14 protein-coding genes are annotated in these 13955 nt (G+C 60.9%); 8 read left to right on the top strand and 6 right to left on the bottom strand.

Going from position 1 to position 13955, the window contains the following annotated elements; genetic code table 11:
* Window positions 1-70 precede the first annotated feature (70 nt).
* On the top strand, window positions 71-400 hold the full coding sequence (locus JFT44_RS23310; protein WP_029296579.1) for a hypothetical protein: 330 nt from the start codon (window positions 71-73) through the stop codon (window positions 398-400).
* Between the two features lie 120 nt (window positions 401-520).
* Here JFT44_RS23310 and JFT44_RS23315 read toward each other — a convergent pair whose 3' ends face one another.
* Window positions 521-1423, bottom strand: a complete 903-nt coding sequence (locus JFT44_RS23315; protein ID WP_057439445.1) for a LysR family transcriptional regulator — start codon at window positions 1421-1423, stop codon at window positions 521-523.
* Window positions 1424-1555: 132 nt separating this feature from the next.
* Between JFT44_RS23315 and JFT44_RS23320 the strand changes: the two genes are divergently transcribed.
* Genes JFT44_RS23320 through JFT44_RS23330 form a run of 3 tightly spaced genes read left to right on the top strand, consistent with a single transcriptional unit; the run spans window position 1556 to window position 4141 of the window.
* Window positions 1556-2254 carry a CoA transferase subunit A gene (locus JFT44_RS23320; RefSeq protein ID WP_010211319.1) on the top strand — a complete coding sequence of 233 codons (699 nt, stop codon included), beginning with the start codon at window positions 1556-1558 and terminating at the stop codon, window positions 2252-2254.
* Window positions 2255-2288: 34 nt separating this feature from the next.
* Complete coding sequence (locus JFT44_RS23325) at window positions 2289-2948, top strand: CoA transferase subunit B (RefSeq protein WP_057439446.1); 660 nt, start codon at window positions 2289-2291, stop codon at window positions 2946-2948.
* An 11-nt stretch (window positions 2949-2959) separates the two neighbouring features.
* Window positions 2960-4141, top strand: coding sequence for an acetyl-CoA C-acetyltransferase (locus JFT44_RS23330; protein WP_057444130.1), 1182 nt, complete (start codon window positions 2960-2962; stop codon window positions 4139-4141).
* A 180-nt stretch (window positions 4142-4321) separates the two neighbouring features.
* Here JFT44_RS23330 and JFT44_RS23335 read toward each other — a convergent pair whose 3' ends face one another.
* Complete coding sequence (locus tag JFT44_RS23335) at window positions 4322-4738, bottom strand: PaaI family thioesterase (protein WP_057439447.1); 417 nt, start codon at window positions 4736-4738, stop codon at window positions 4322-4324.
* 169 nt (window positions 4739-4907) lie between these two features.
* Between JFT44_RS23335 and JFT44_RS23340 the strand changes: the two genes are divergently transcribed.
* Window positions 4908-5687: a DUF4349 domain-containing protein gene (locus JFT44_RS23340; protein ID WP_057439448.1), complete on the top strand. Its 780-nt coding sequence runs from the start codon at window positions 4908-4910 to the stop codon at window positions 5685-5687.
* A 2-nt stretch (window positions 5688-5689) separates the two neighbouring features.
* Here JFT44_RS23340 and JFT44_RS23345 read toward each other — a convergent pair whose 3' ends face one another.
* From JFT44_RS23345 to JFT44_RS23360, 4 genes are all read right to left on the bottom strand, one after another.
* A complete protein-coding gene (locus tag JFT44_RS23345; protein ID WP_198831235.1) occupies window positions 5690-6775 on the bottom strand; it encodes a DUF1615 domain-containing protein in 1086 nt (361 codons plus the stop codon).
* 125 nt (window positions 6776-6900) lie between these two features.
* Window positions 6901-7875 (bottom strand): porphobilinogen synthase, encoded by a 975-nt coding sequence (gene hemB / locus JFT44_RS23350; RefSeq protein WP_057959111.1) that lies wholly within the window; start codon window positions 7873-7875, stop codon window positions 6901-6903.
* Between the two features lie 230 nt (window positions 7876-8105).
* On the bottom strand, window positions 8106-8948 hold the full coding sequence (locus tag JFT44_RS23355) for a PhzF family phenazine biosynthesis protein (RefSeq protein ID WP_169990480.1): 843 nt from the start codon (window positions 8946-8948) through the stop codon (window positions 8106-8108).
* A 3-nt stretch (window positions 8949-8951) separates the two neighbouring features.
* A complete protein-coding gene (locus JFT44_RS23360) occupies window positions 8952-9650 on the bottom strand; it encodes a glutathione S-transferase N-terminal domain-containing protein (RefSeq protein ID WP_057439451.1) in 699 nt (232 codons plus the stop codon).
* A 255-nt stretch (window positions 9651-9905) separates the two neighbouring features.
* On the opposite strand from JFT44_RS23360, the gene JFT44_RS23365 reads away from it, so the two are divergent.
* The 3 genes from JFT44_RS23365 to JFT44_RS23375 all read left to right on the top strand — a co-directional run bounded on the left by JFT44_RS23365 (window position 9906) and on the right by JFT44_RS23375 (window position 13599).
* A complete protein-coding gene (locus JFT44_RS23365; protein ID WP_169990481.1) occupies window positions 9906-10607 on the top strand; it encodes a histidine phosphatase family protein in 702 nt (233 codons plus the stop codon).
* 52 nt (window positions 10608-10659) lie between these two features.
* Window positions 10660-11715, top strand: a complete 1056-nt coding sequence (locus JFT44_RS23370; protein ID WP_198792702.1) for a permease — start codon at window positions 10660-10662, stop codon at window positions 11713-11715.
* 861 nt (window positions 11716-12576) lie between these two features.
* Window positions 12577-13599, top strand: a complete 1023-nt coding sequence (locus tag JFT44_RS23375) for an IS110 family transposase (RefSeq protein WP_120732161.1) — start codon at window positions 12577-12579, stop codon at window positions 13597-13599.
* Window positions 13600-13955: the final 356 nt, after the last annotated feature.

The following is a 13955-nucleotide window of genomic DNA, read 5'->3' on the forward strand; positions in this document are numbered from 1 at the left end:
CATAGCCGGAGACAACTAACGTGAATTAACGAATCAACTGAAGATCGCCAACTGGTCAAGGGGCTTACACATGAATCTGAACAACCAACCAACTATTGATGAATTGGCTGAGATGTTCGCAGCGCAGAAAGACACACTCGACGACCATATCCTGTGGATTGGCAAATCGGGCGAAGTGCAAATTGACTGCCTGGCGCCCCATACCGAAGAAGCCGAGTTCGACCGCAATAACCGTGAACTGGCGGCGCGCCTGAAGATGTACCGCCGCGGCCAGGGTTATGTTGGTAAAAAAGCAGCTGCCGATCGCAACTTTATCGAGCAGGTCTTCGATACACTTAACAATGCCTGGGAGTCGTTCAAGGACAACTCGCAAGTTAAAGTGATTGACCGCTACTACTAAGAATAACTAGACCTTTGTGGGAGCTGGTTTGCCTGAGATAACCGTTTAACGATCAACCTAGTTGTTGAGTGTTAAATAGCTATCCCTGGCAAGCCAGCTCCCACATTTGTTTGTGTCGACTTAAATCCCCGGGAATCGCCCCTTCCCCGCTTCGTCGCGGAAGATATCAAACAGTGCCTGCGCCGCCGCCGACAGCTCATGCCCCGGCTTGGTCAGCACCCCAATCGGCCGCTCGATCACCGGGTCACACAAGGTGATGCAACGGGCCCCCGCCTCTTCCATCTGCTGTGCGCACAATGCAGGCACGGCGCTGACGCCCAGGCCGCTGGCAACCATCTTGCCCACGGTTGCCAATTGATGGCTTTCCAACGCCACCGGCAGTTTCATCTGTAACGCGCCGAGGTGCTCCTCGAGCATCACCCGGACCGTGGAAGGCCGCTGCAAGGTAATGAACGGTTGCGCCAGCAGGGTTTTCCAGTCGATCGCGGTCATGTCCGCCAGCGGCGAGTCGCCGGGCACCACCGCGACAAAGCGGTCCAGATACAGCGGGGTGAAGGCCAGCGACGACCCCGGTGACGGCTCAAACGCCACCCCCAGCTCTACCTGGCGATCACGGACCATTTCCAGGACCTGCTCATTGATCAAATCGTGCACCGTGACATTGACCTGGGGAAACCGCGCACGGAACACCTTCAGGATCGGCGGCAGCAGGTTACCGGCAAACGATGGCATCGCCGCCACCGTCACGCGCCCGCGCTGCAGGGTAAAACGCTGGCGCAGTTCATCCTCGGCATTGTCCCAGTCGGCAATCAACCGGCGAGCCAGGGGCAACAGGGATTCGCCTTCAGGGGTCAGCGCGACGTTGCGCGTATTACGGCTGAACAGCCGCCCGCCCAGGCCCTCCTCCAGGCCCTTGATGGTCAGGCTCAGGGCCGACTGGGACAAATGCAGGCGCTCACAGGCGGCGGCAAAACTCAGGCTCTGGGCCACGGCAAGAAAGGCCCGCATCTGTTTAACTGTCATGACGCTGCTCCTACGGCTTGGCGATTGTGCTGTTTTTTAAATCAATCAACCTTAAAAAACAACTTAACAAATCAATCTGTCAGCGCAACACTCGAGTCACTGGCTGGACCACAAACAATAAAAGAGGTGCATATGGCAGGTTTCGATAAACGCGTGGCGTCCTATGAAGAAGCGCTGGCAGGCCTGGAAGACGGCATGACCGTACTCTCCGGCGGCTTTGGCCTGTGCGGCATCCCGGAAAACCTCATCGCCGAAATCAAGCGCAAAGGCACCCGCGACCTCACGGTGGTCTCCAACAACTGCGGCGTCGATGGCTTTGGCCTGGGTGTATTGCTCGAAGAAAAACAGATCAGCAAGGTCATCGCCTCCTATGTCGGTGAAAACGCCCTGTTCGAGAAGCAACTGCTCAGCGGTGAAATCGAAGTCGTGCTGACGCCCCAGGGCACCCTGGCCGAAAAAATGCGTGCAGGCGGCGCGGGCATTCCGGCGTTCTTTACCGCTACCGGTGTTGGCACGCCCGTCGCCGAAGGCAAGGAAACCCGCGAGTTCAATGGTCGCCCGTACCTGATGGAAGAATCCATCACCGGCGACTTCGCCATCGTCAAAGGCTGGAAAGCCGACCATTTCGGCAACGTCATCTACCGCCACACCGCCCAGAACTTCAACCCGCTGGCCGCCACCGCCGGCAAGATCACCGTGGTCGAAGTCGAGGAAATCGTCGAACCGGGCGAGCTGGACCCGGCGCAGATCCACACCCCTGGCATCTACGTCGACCGGATCATCTGCGGCACCTTCGAGAAGCGCATCGAACAGCGCACCGTCCGCAAATAATCTGCCCAGCCCGAACAATAAGAGGAACAGCACCATGGCTCTTACCCGCGAACAAATGGCTCAACGCGTCGCCCGCGAAATGCAGGACGGCTTCTACGTCAACCTCGGCATCGGCATCCCGACCCTGGTGGCCAACTACATTCCCGAAGGCATGGAAGTGATGCTGCAATCGGAAAACGGCCTGCTGGGCATGGGACCGTTTCCTACCGAAGACACCATTGATGCCGACATGATCAACGCCGGCAAGCAGACCGTCACCGCGCGTATCGGCGCCTCGATCTTTTCCTCGGCCGAGTCCTTCGCAATGATTCGCGGCGGCCACGTAGACCTCACGGTACTCGGCGCCTTTGAAGTGGACGTACACGGCAACATCGCCTCGTGGATGATCCCCGGCAAGCTGGTCAAGGGCATGGGCGGTGCCATGGACCTGGTGGCCGGCGCAGAAAACATCATCGTGATCATGACCCACGCCTCCAAGGACGGTGAGTCCAAGCTGCTCAGCCAGTGCAGCCTGCCGCTGACCGGTGCCCACTGCATCAAGCGCGTGCTGACGGACCTGGCGTACCTGGAAATCGAAAATGGCGCTTTTGTCCTCAAGGAACGCGCACCTGGCGTCAGCGTTGAAGAGATTGTGAGCAAGACCGCCGGTAAACTGATCGTCCCGGACCACGTTCCAGAAATGCACTTCCAGTGAGGACAGATTCCATGCAAGACGTCGTGATTGTTGCTGCCACCCGTACCGCCGTGGGCAGCTTTCAAGGAGCCCTGGCCGGCATCCCGGCACCGGAACTGGGCGCCGCCGTGATCCGCCGCCTGCTGGAGCAGACCGGCCTGGACCCTGCGCAAGTGGACGAAGTGATCCTCGGCCAGGTCCTGACCGCAGGTTCGGGCCAGAACCCGGCACGCCAGGCGTCGATTCTCGCCGGCCTGCCACATGCAGTGCCCAGCCTGACCTTGAACAAGGTCTGCGGCTCGGGCCTCAAGGCCCTGCACCTGGGCGCACAGGCCATCCGCTGCGGTGACGCCGAGGTGATTATCGCCGGCGGCATGGAGAACATGAGCCTGGCCCCGTACGTGCTGCCCGCCGCCCGCACCGGCCTGCGCATGGGGCACGCGAAGATGGTCGACAGCATGATCACCGACGGCCTGTGGGACGCGTTCAACGACTACCACATGGGCATCACCGCCGAGAACCTGGTGGACAAGTACGGCATCAGCCGTGAAGCCCAGGACGCCTTCGCCGCTGCCTCCCAGCAAAAAGCGGCTGCGGCAATTGAAGCCGGGCGCTTTGCTGATGAAATCACCCCGATCCTGATTCCCCAGCGCAAGGGCGACCCGATTGCCTTTGCGGTGGACGAGCAGCCCCGCGCCGGCACTACCGCCGAATCCCTGGGCAAACTCAAACCGGCCTTCAAGAAAGACGGCAGCGTCACCGCCGGCAACGCGTCGAGCCTCAACGACGGCGCCGCCGCCGTGTTGCTGATGAGTGCCGATAAAGCCAAAGCCCTCGGCCTGCCGGTGCTGGCGCGTATCGCCAGCTACGCGAATGCGGGTGTCGATCCGGCGATCATGGGCATTGGCCCGGTGTCCGCGACCCGTCGTTGCCTGGACAAGGCCGGCTGGCAGTTGGCCGACCTGGACCTGATCGAAGCCAACGAAGCCTTCGCCGCACAGGCGCTGGCAGTGGGCAAGGAACTGGAGTGGGACGCGGCCAAGGTCAACGTCAATGGCGGCGCGATTGCCATTGGCCACCCGATTGGCGCCTCAGGCTGCCGTGTGCTGGTGACCCTGCTGCATGAAATGCTCAAGCGCGACGCCAAGAAAGGCCTGGCGACCTTGTGCATCGGCGGCGGCCAGGGCGTGGCACTGGCCCTTGAGCGCGACTGATTCAACGAGCAACATGAAAGAGGCCCGGCTCCACGAAAAGCCGGGCCTTTTTTTGCCTATTTGATTTGCGAACCCCCTCCAATGTAGGAGCTGGCTTGCCTGCGATAGCGGAGGGGCAGTCACCGGCAGCATTGACTGATACACCGCTATCGCAGGCAAGCCAGCTCCTACATTAGATATCTAGCGTCCATTGGATTGCGGCACGGCAAATACCGCGGTGGCCCGCACCACCACCTTTTCCCCCACCTGCAAGCTGACCGTGGCAAACGCCATCTGCCGTCCGCGCTTGTGGTGCTCCAGCTGCACCTCGATCCACTCCCCCACCTGCACCGCCCCCAGATAATCGAGGGTCATGCTCGCGGTAATCAACGGCAACGGCGGGTCGCTGGAAAACGCCATGGCGTACCCCATGCCGACATCCGCCAGGGTCGCCAGTACGCCGCCATGCACCGTGCCACGCCCGTTGGCATGGCGGTTGTCGGCGCGCAGGCCCAGTTGCAGGTGCAGTCCCTCGCCACGGCAATACACCGGCCCCAGCAAATCCAGGAGCGGGCTGCTGCGGGGCAAGGGAATAAAGCCTTCAGGGACGTGAGTCATGGTGGATCTTCCTTGTGACCGGGCCCGAGGTTTAACCTGCTCCGGTGGATGCAGCCAGCATGATCAACCGGGTAAATCAGTGACGATAAGCCTGCGCCCGCTTTGCGTTCGCCGGGCAAACCGGCTTTAATCGCCGCGCACTTTATCCCGCACACTTGAAGGAACCGTAATGCGCCACCTGGAAGGCAGATCTACTGCATTGATGTTATTGGCCGCCCTGCTGCTCGGCGGCTGTTCGCCCAAGGAGTATTCCGAGTCGACGCCGATCAATGGCGAACAGGGCCGGGCCGGCGCGCTGTTGGCCTATGAACACGAGTTGAGTCTGGCGATGCCGCTGGCCCTGCTCGCGCCACGCATGCAGGCCACCCGCCAAGCCTGCGAGTCGGCACAGTTCGGCGCCTGCAATATCCTGCGTATCGAAGAGAACAGCGACGGCGGCACGATCGTGTTGCGCATCGCCCCCAGCGGGGTCGAACCCTTGGTGAAGATGGTGGCCGAGGGGGGGCAACTGGGGCAGCGCATCACCAGCGCCGAAGACTTGGCCGACGCGGTGGCCGATGTGCGCCGCCGCCAGGAACGTTTGCAGGCCCAGCAAAAACGCCTGGATGAACTGGCGGCGCGCAAGGACATCACCGTGGGCGACCTGATCACCCTGACCAAGGAACAGGCCTCCATCGAAAACGAGCTGCAGGAACTGGCGCAGATCGCCGCCGGCCAGCAGCGGCGCCTGGACACCAACCGCGTGACCTTGAACTTCAGTCCATCCGACGGCGAGCATCAGCAATCACGTTTTGCGCGGATGTTCGGCAACCTCGGCGACAACCTGGTCGACGGCACCGCCGATGCCCTTGAACGCTCCAGCTACGTGCTGCCGTTCGTGATCCTCGCCTTCCCGGTGTTGTGGCTGTGGGTCTGGTTGTGGCGCAAGCTGGTCAAGCGCCGCCCCTGACCTCAGCGCTTCATGCAGCGCTGGTAACGCTCATCCACGCGCTTGGCGAACCAGGCCGTGGTGAGGTTACGGGTGATCTTCGGGCTCTTGAGCACAATCCCCGGCAGGATCGCCCGTGGCAGCGGCTTGCCTTCGGCTTTCTCGGCCAGGGCAAACACTCGCTGGTACAGAGTGGTCTGTTCAAAATCCAGACGATCACCCTGCTCCAACTGGCTGCGAATGCTCGGGTTGCGCATGTCCAGCTTCTTGCCCAGTGAGCGCACCGCCAACTCCGTGGTGCCGGGCATGATCGAGCCATAGCGGATCAAATCGCCATCCAGCGCCAGGCGGGTCCCGGAAGCACGGCTGACCGCGGCCTGGAACGCGGCATTGCGGCTGGCGTACCAACCGGCGTTGAAGTCGGCAAAGCGGTACAGCGGCAGCTCGTAGCTCACCGGGTAACCCAGCAAATGGGCAATGCCGAAGTACATGCCGCCACGCCGGGTGAACACTTCGCGGCGAATGCTCCCATCTACGCTGTAGGGATAATTGCGCGCCTGCTGCTCGGCGAAGGCAATGCTCACCTGCATCGGGCCTGCGGTATGCACTGGGTTGAAACGGCCAAACAAGGTGCGGCCCAACGGCACTGTGCCGATAAAGTCGTCAAAGATCCCACTCAGGTCCTTCTCGGTACGCGCAGCGCTCAGGCGGTCGGCGTAGGACTTACCCGTAGGCGAGCGCAGTTGCAACGCGGTGCGCACCAGCACGGCCGGCACATGCACCTTGGCTGCACGCTTGAGGATTTCATCCTGGGCGATCTTGCCCATGTTCGGCACCGGCGGGTCGACCTGATAGGTGGACTCTTGCTCGGTGACCGCCAGCACCGCGCAGATATTTTCGGTGCTGGGGTAGATCTTCTGGCTGTCGAGCGCCGTGTAGATATCCTGGGCCCAACCGGCACGATCCGGTACCTTGGCCGACATCAGTCGCACAATCTGCGCCTTGACCTCGGCCTCACTGCGCTCGGGGAGTTGCTGGCTGCGTTGGGTCGAACAGCCGGCCAGCACCAATAAGGCGGCCAGGCCGAGAGTCAGCCGGGATGAAAGCATGCGGGGGGTGTCCTGTGAGTCGCTGAAAGTGCCCACTATCTCACAAACCCACACCCACCCCCTGTAGGAGCGGGCTTGCCCGCGATGGCGCCCTCAAGCCGGCTCCCACAGTACATGCGCCGGGATCAGATACCGGCGAGCGCCAGGTCCATCGCAAAGTAGGTAAAGATCAGGTCCGCACCGGCGCGCTTGATCGAACCCAGGGTTTCGCGCACCACCCGCGCTTCGTCGATGGCGCCGGCCTGGGCGCCGAACTTGATCATCGCGTATTCGCCACTGACCTGGTACGCCGCCACCGGCAAACGCGAGGCTTCGCGGATGTCGCGGATGATGTCCAGGTAAGCACCGGCCGGCTTGACCATCAGCGAGTCGGCCCCTTCCTGCTCATCGAGCAAGGATTCGCGCACGGCTTCGCGGCGGTTCATCGGGTTCATCTGGTAGCTTTTGCGGTCGCCCTTCAGCGCGCTGCCACCCGCCTCGCGGAACGGGCCATACAGGGCCGAAGCGAACTTAGTCGAGTACGCCATGATCGGGATATGGCTGAACCCGGCCGCATCCAGCGCCCGGCGAATGGCCTGGACCTGGCCGTCCATCGCGGCCGACGGCGCGATCACATCGGCACCGGCACGGGCTGCCGCCACCGCTTGCTTGCCCAGGTTGGCCAGGGTGCGGTCGTTGTCCACTTCATTGCCGTGCATCACGCCGCAATGGCCGTGGTCGGTGTATTCGCAGAAGCAGGTGTCGGACATCACGATCATTTCCGGCACCGCGTCCTTGCAGATCGCCGACATGCGCGACACCAGCCCGCGCTCGTTCCAGGTATCGCTGCCGCTGGCGTCCAGGTGATGGGACACGCCGAACGTCATCACCGACTTGATCCCGGCACGGGCAAAGCGCTCGATTTCACTGGCCAGTTTCGATTCGGGGATGCGCATCACGCCGGGCATGCTGGTGATCGGCACGAAGTCGTCGATTTCTTCTTCGACGAAAATCGGCAATACCAGATCATTGAGGGTGAACTCGGTTTCCTGGAACAGGCTGCGCAGCTCAGGGGAACGGCGCAGGCGACGGGAACGGGCTTCGGGGAACTGACTGGACATGGGGTTTCCTACAAAAAAGGCCAGGGCACGTGGCAAGGCCGCTAGCTTAAGGGCGAAAGCTTATGCCCGGATTGACCGAGAGCACAAATACGGCGGCCATAACGGTGTTTTGCCATTCACGTAACAATGCGGTCTAGGCTAAAAATGCGGTCTAGGCTAAACAAGCAGGAGCAGCAATGAGTGACCTGTAGAGACCGAGCGGCCCCCTTCCCCACAGGTGCGTTACGGCGTTACAGGCTCAGGCGCCCTTCGATACACAGCGAGACGGCGCCGCCGATCCAGATCTCATCGCCCTGCTGCTGCACGCGAATACGCCCGGCGCGGCCGATGGCCGTGCCCTGGCTGACCACGTACTGGCTGGGGGCCAGGCCCGCACCGAGCAGCCATTGTGCGACACCCGCGTTAAGGCTGCCGGTGGCCGGGTCTTCGGGGGCGCCGTCACCGGCAATAAACGCGCGCACTTCAAACTGCGCATCCACCTCGTCGCGCGTCGGGTCGCACGGAGCAACCACGCCCACCGCCAGCCCGAGCAGTTTTGAATAGTCCGGCTGCAACTCCAGCACCGTCTGCCGGTCCGTCAACATCAGCGCCAGCCAACCGGCGCCGTTATCGACCCACTGGCTGCGCACAATCGCTGCGGGCTCAAGGTTGAGCGCCAGGCGCACACGCTCCAGCAACTCGGCATCCAACGGCCCTGAACGCAGCAAGGGTGGCGCGATAAACGCCAGTTCCTCGCCCTGGCGACGGATGCGCACCAGGCCGATCTCGCATTCCTGGATGATCTCGTCGCCCTGGGGCACACCACCGGCCTGCAGCCACGCCCGGCAACTGCCCAGGGTTGGGTGGCCGGCGAACGGCAGCTCCTGCACGGTGGTGAAAATCCGCACCCGGTAATCCGCACGCGGGTCGCGCGGTTGCAGCAGGAACGTGGTTTCGCTGAGGTTGGTCCACTTGGCGAAGTCAGCCATCTGCTGGTCACTGAGGCTATCGGCGCCCAGCACCACGGCCAGCGGGTTGCCCTTGAGCGCCACGCTGCTGAACACGTCCAGTTGCTTGAAATCAAAAGTCGGCATGGGTCAGCTCGGAATATTCAGGCCACGGATCACCGCCGGCCGGGCGACAAAGCCATCCAGCGCGCGCAGTACATTGGGGAAGTCGGTGATGCCCACCAGATCGCCCGATTCATAGAAGCCAATCAGGTTGCGGATCCAGGGAAAGGTGGCGATATCGGCGATGCTGTACTCATCCCCCATGATCCAGCTGCGGCCCAGCAGGCGTTTTTCCAGCACCTCCAGCAGGCGCCGGGCTTCGGCGGCATAGCGGTCGCGGGGGCGTTTGTCTTCGTAGGCCTTGCCGGCGAACTTATTGAAGAAACCGACCTGGCCGAACATCGGCCCGATCCCGGCCATCTGGAACATCAGCCATTGCAGGGTTTCGTAGCGCGCAGCAGGTGCCTGGGGCAGTAGTTGCGCGGTTTTCTCTGCCAGGTAAATCAGGATCGCCCCCGACTCGAACAACGCCAGCGGCTCACCGCCGGGACCGTTGGGGTCGATGATCGCCGGGATCTTGTTGTTGGGGTTCAGGGACAGAAACTCGGGCGAGAGTTGGTCCTGGGTATCGAAGCTGACCTTATGCGCCTCATAGGCCAGGCCCACCTCTTCGAGCATGATCGAGACTTTGACCCCATTGGGCGTCGGCAACGAGTACAGCTGCAGGCGTTCAGGATGCTCGGCTGGCCATTTGGTAATAATCGGAAACGCTGCAGCGGAAATCATCGATGTACCCCAAGGTGAGAAAAACCCATGATAGCCATCCGGCGGCGCGCCTGCATCGGTCTTCAATTCGCAACATGCGCTGGTTAATCTCTTGCACCAAGCGAACCAAAACGCTCTGGCGCACTCTTAGAAGCGCTTGAACGGTTGAATGGAGGCATACCGCCATAACTGTCACGGAAAACCGCACGTTGCTTGGAGCATCGCTGTGGCTGGGCCTTCCAGCCTTGATCCGACGCACCGAAGACTCGACCACTAATGAAAATCAAGCCTTTGTGCCTTGGCAAACGTTTCAAAAAATATGCTTATTTCCTGGTGCCAACGGTGTTCGTCGGCGGTGCCTTGATGCTGGCTTTCGAAGCCCGCGAAAGCAGCGCCGAGCCGAAGAACGGCGTGCAAACCCTGGTGTTCCTGCGTCATGGTGAAAAGCCTGTGGGCGGCCTGGGCCAACTCAATTGCCAGGGCCTCAACCGCGCAATGAACCTGGCCACGGTATTGCCGGAAAAGTTCGGCGCTGCCGACTTTGTGTTCGCGGCCAACCCGACGCGCAATGTCGAAGAAGGCGAGTTCGACAATTCCTACAGCTACATTCGGCCATTGATGACCATCAGCCCCAGCGCGATCAAACTCGGGCTGCCGGTGAACATCGAGTTTTCGGCCAACGATACCAGCGACCTGGCTGACGAATTGATGGAGGACAAGTACCACAACTCCACCATCTACACGGCCTGGTCCCATGGCTACCTGCCGGAATTGATCAACAAGGTGGCCAGTGAAGCGGTCGGTGAGGAGTACACCATCACCGAAGACTGGTCCGGCGGCGACTTCGACACCCTGTACGTGTTGACCCTGACCTGGCAGAACGGCAAGGCCAGCCTGCTCAGCCGCAACTACAAGCAAGGCCTGGATAACGGCTTGCAGACTTGCCCGGATGCGACGCATGTAGCCGCCGACACCTGACACCGGGACCGCGTATGATGCGTCGCTATCGACTTATCTGCGGATCTTGACCATGTCTAACCTCACCTCTGCCAGCCCTGCTCGCGGCTGGTCCTTCTGGTGGAAACCGGCGCTGTTCCTGTTGGTGGCCTGCGTCGGCCTGTATTACGTGAAGTGGTCGCCCTACTACTTCAAGGCCTTTGTCGCGGCCGACAGCCACAGCATCGGCAACTCGATTCTCAATGACCAGCAGGGCTCGCCATTGGCGGCCGCCCTGGCCTATGCCCAGGTGTATTTCCTGGCGATCTGGAAAGCCGCCGTGCTCGCGGTGATTCTCGGTTCGTTATTGCAGGTGCTGATTCCACGGGACTGGCTGTTGCGCCTGTTCGGCCGCGCCGGACTGGGCTCCACCGTGCGTGGCGGACTGTTCGCCTTGCCGGGCATGATGTGCAGTTGCTGCGCCGCGCCGGTGGCCGCCGGCATGCGTCGTCAACAAGTGTCGGTGGGTGCTGCATTGGCGTTCTGGATGGCCAACCCGGTACTCAACCCCGCGACCCTGGTTTTCATGGGGTTTGTGCTGGGCTGGGACTTTGCCGCCCTGCGCCTGGTGGCCGGTGTCGTGCTGGTGATCGGTGTCGCGCTGGTCGCCCAACGCATCGCCCGCCCCGAGCAGGTGCCCCAGGTAGCACTGGAGGCCGTGGCCGACGTCAGCGGCACCGAGACCCAGCCGTTCCTCAGCCGCTGGCTGCGCACCTTGTGGCAGTTGTTCTGGAGCACCATCCCGATCTACATCCTGGCGGTGTTGCTACTGGGCGCAGCGCGGGTGTGGCTGTTCCCACACGTGGACGGGGCGATGGCCGATAGCCTGCTGTGGCTGGTATCCCTGGCGATTGTCGGCACCCTGTTTGTGATCCCCACCGCTGCAGAAATCCCGATTGTGCAGACCATGATGGCCCTGGGGCTGGGCACCGGGCCCGCGGTGGCGCTGCTGATGACCCTGCCGAGCGTGAGCTTGCCGTCGCTGTTGATGCTGCGCAAGGATTTCGATACGCGGGTGCTGGTGACGGTGGCCGGGCTGACCATGCTGATGGGTGTGGTGTGCGGGTTGGTGGCGGTGGTCGTCCTTTAGGAAGGGTTGACTGTCAGGGCCTCATCGCAGCATAGGTATCTACACAACTCTTTTATCTAGTGCTTGTTGGGTTTGTGTACATATCCGTTGCTGCGGTCACGGCCACTTAGGGTTCCGCCCTTACGGCGGCTCACTTTGGAAGAGCGCCAAAGTAAGCAAAGCGCTCTTGCCCCACCACTCGGTGCCTCGCCTAGGCTCGGCATGCCCGCAGTCAGGCATTGCTCCGTGGGCCCGCCGCGATCGGCCATCCATGGCCGTGTCGCGGCTACCCCGGCATCCATGCCGGGGTGCCCACTGCGCAATACCTGCCTGCGGCCATCGTGGTTTAACGGGGCGCCTAAGATCAAGATCAAAAGCCAGATCAAAAGCAGAGCAACAGCAATCCCAAAGCGCGAAACTGCATTCCCTGTGGGAGCTGGCTTGTCGGATCGCCGCATCGCTGCGATGACGCCCGAAAGAACACATCAGAGTGTCAGGTATTCATTTGTCATCGTTAACGACCATCGCGGGCAAGCCCGCTCCCACAGGGGTACCCACACGCCTCGACGATCAGGTCGGCTACCAGGCCGCCTCGCTTTGCTTTTGATCTTGATCTTGATCTGAGGCGCCCCGTTAAACCACGCTGGCCGTCATCCGATTTTGATTTGGGGGGGTAACCCGGCAGGACGCCGGGTTAGCCGCGCTGGGCCATGGATGGCCCATCGCGGCGGCCCCCCAAATCAATGTCGGATGACGGGCACACCGAGCCTAGGCGAGGTGCCGAGTGGTGGGGCAAAAGCCCTAATGAGATGGTCAGCCCGGCACGGGCCCCCGGTAAATCTAGACTTACCGGAAGGCCCACTTTCGCTAAGGAGACCGCTCATGAACAGCTTGGCATTACTTGGTCTTGATATTGGAAAAAGCACCTTTCACCTCGTAGGGCACGACGTACGCGGCCATGAGGTGCTGCGCAAGCAGTTCAATCGAAATCGACTGCTTCAGTTCCTGGCAAAGCTTGAGCCCTGCACGATAGTAATGGAGTCCTGCGGCGGCTCACATTGGCTCGCCAGGAAGCTTATTTCCTTCGGCCACCAGGTGAAACTTATAGCTCCGCAGCATGTGAAACCGTACGTCACCGGCAATAAAAATGACTACATAGATGCCGAGGCAATTTGCGAGGCGGCGTCCCGTCCCAAGGCACGCTATGTTGCGATCAAGACGGTGGAACAGCAGGTGCTCTCGACCCAGCACCGCCTCCGAGAGGCATTGGTATGCCAAAGAACTCAAACCATCAATCGTATCCACGGATTCTTGCTGGAATTTGGAATTGCGCTACCGGCGACCAAAGCCGCCATGAACCAAATTCATCAAATACTGGATGACCCTGCCGCTGAGTTGCCTCAACAGTTGACGCAGTTTATCGAGCATCTGTTGGAAGACATCAAACGGCTTACGGTAGAGATTAAGTCCATCGACCACAGCATCAAGGAACAGGTGGCCGTTGATGACGCGGGAACACGCCTAATGAGCATCCCCGGTATCGGCCCCATCATCGCTAGCGCGCTGCTGGCCGACGTCGGGGACGCTTCCAATTTTCACTCAGCGCGAGACTTCGCTGCTTCGCTGGGGCTGGTGCCAAGGCAGTACTCAACAGGTGGCCAAACCGTCCTTTTGAACATCAGCAAACGTGGTGATAAATACCTTCGAAAGCTCTTGGTTCAAGGCTCGCGGGCAGTTTTGGTGCGCATAGATAAACGCAACGACGCCTTGGGGGCTTGGTGCCGAGACCTGCTGACGCGAAAGCACCCAAACAAGGTTGCCTGCGCCCTGGCCAATAAACTAGCAAGAATCGTATGGGCCGTTTTAGCTCGCGGAGGTAGCTACAACGCGCAGTTGATGACTTGATCGAAACACTACCGGCTTTTGCGACGACAACGATGATGACGATAAACAGCTCAAATCTCGCCTGAGAACCTGGTAAGCAAAACAGCTTTTGAAGCTGAAGCCCTTTTCAAGGACAGGCGGGAGCGACTATTCATCAAGGGCCAAGCGGTGAAACTGCCGACTATGAGCCCGGATACATTAGCGCAAGCATGCTTTACCGCCCATCGTCTGTGGTTGCAGGGGGTGGGCTGATGTACGGGACAACCACATAGGTTACAAAAAAGTGCATTCACATAGGTGACACTTTGATTGAAACATACCCGTTCTTTGCGTCTCTAGCATCGACACGGCCTAGGATCACAGGCCCGAAGATCACC

Source organism: Pseudomonas sp. MF5691, assembly GCF_016405645.1.
Lineage (GTDB): Bacteria > Pseudomonadota > Gammaproteobacteria > Pseudomonadales > Pseudomonadaceae > Aquipseudomonas > Aquipseudomonas shahriarae.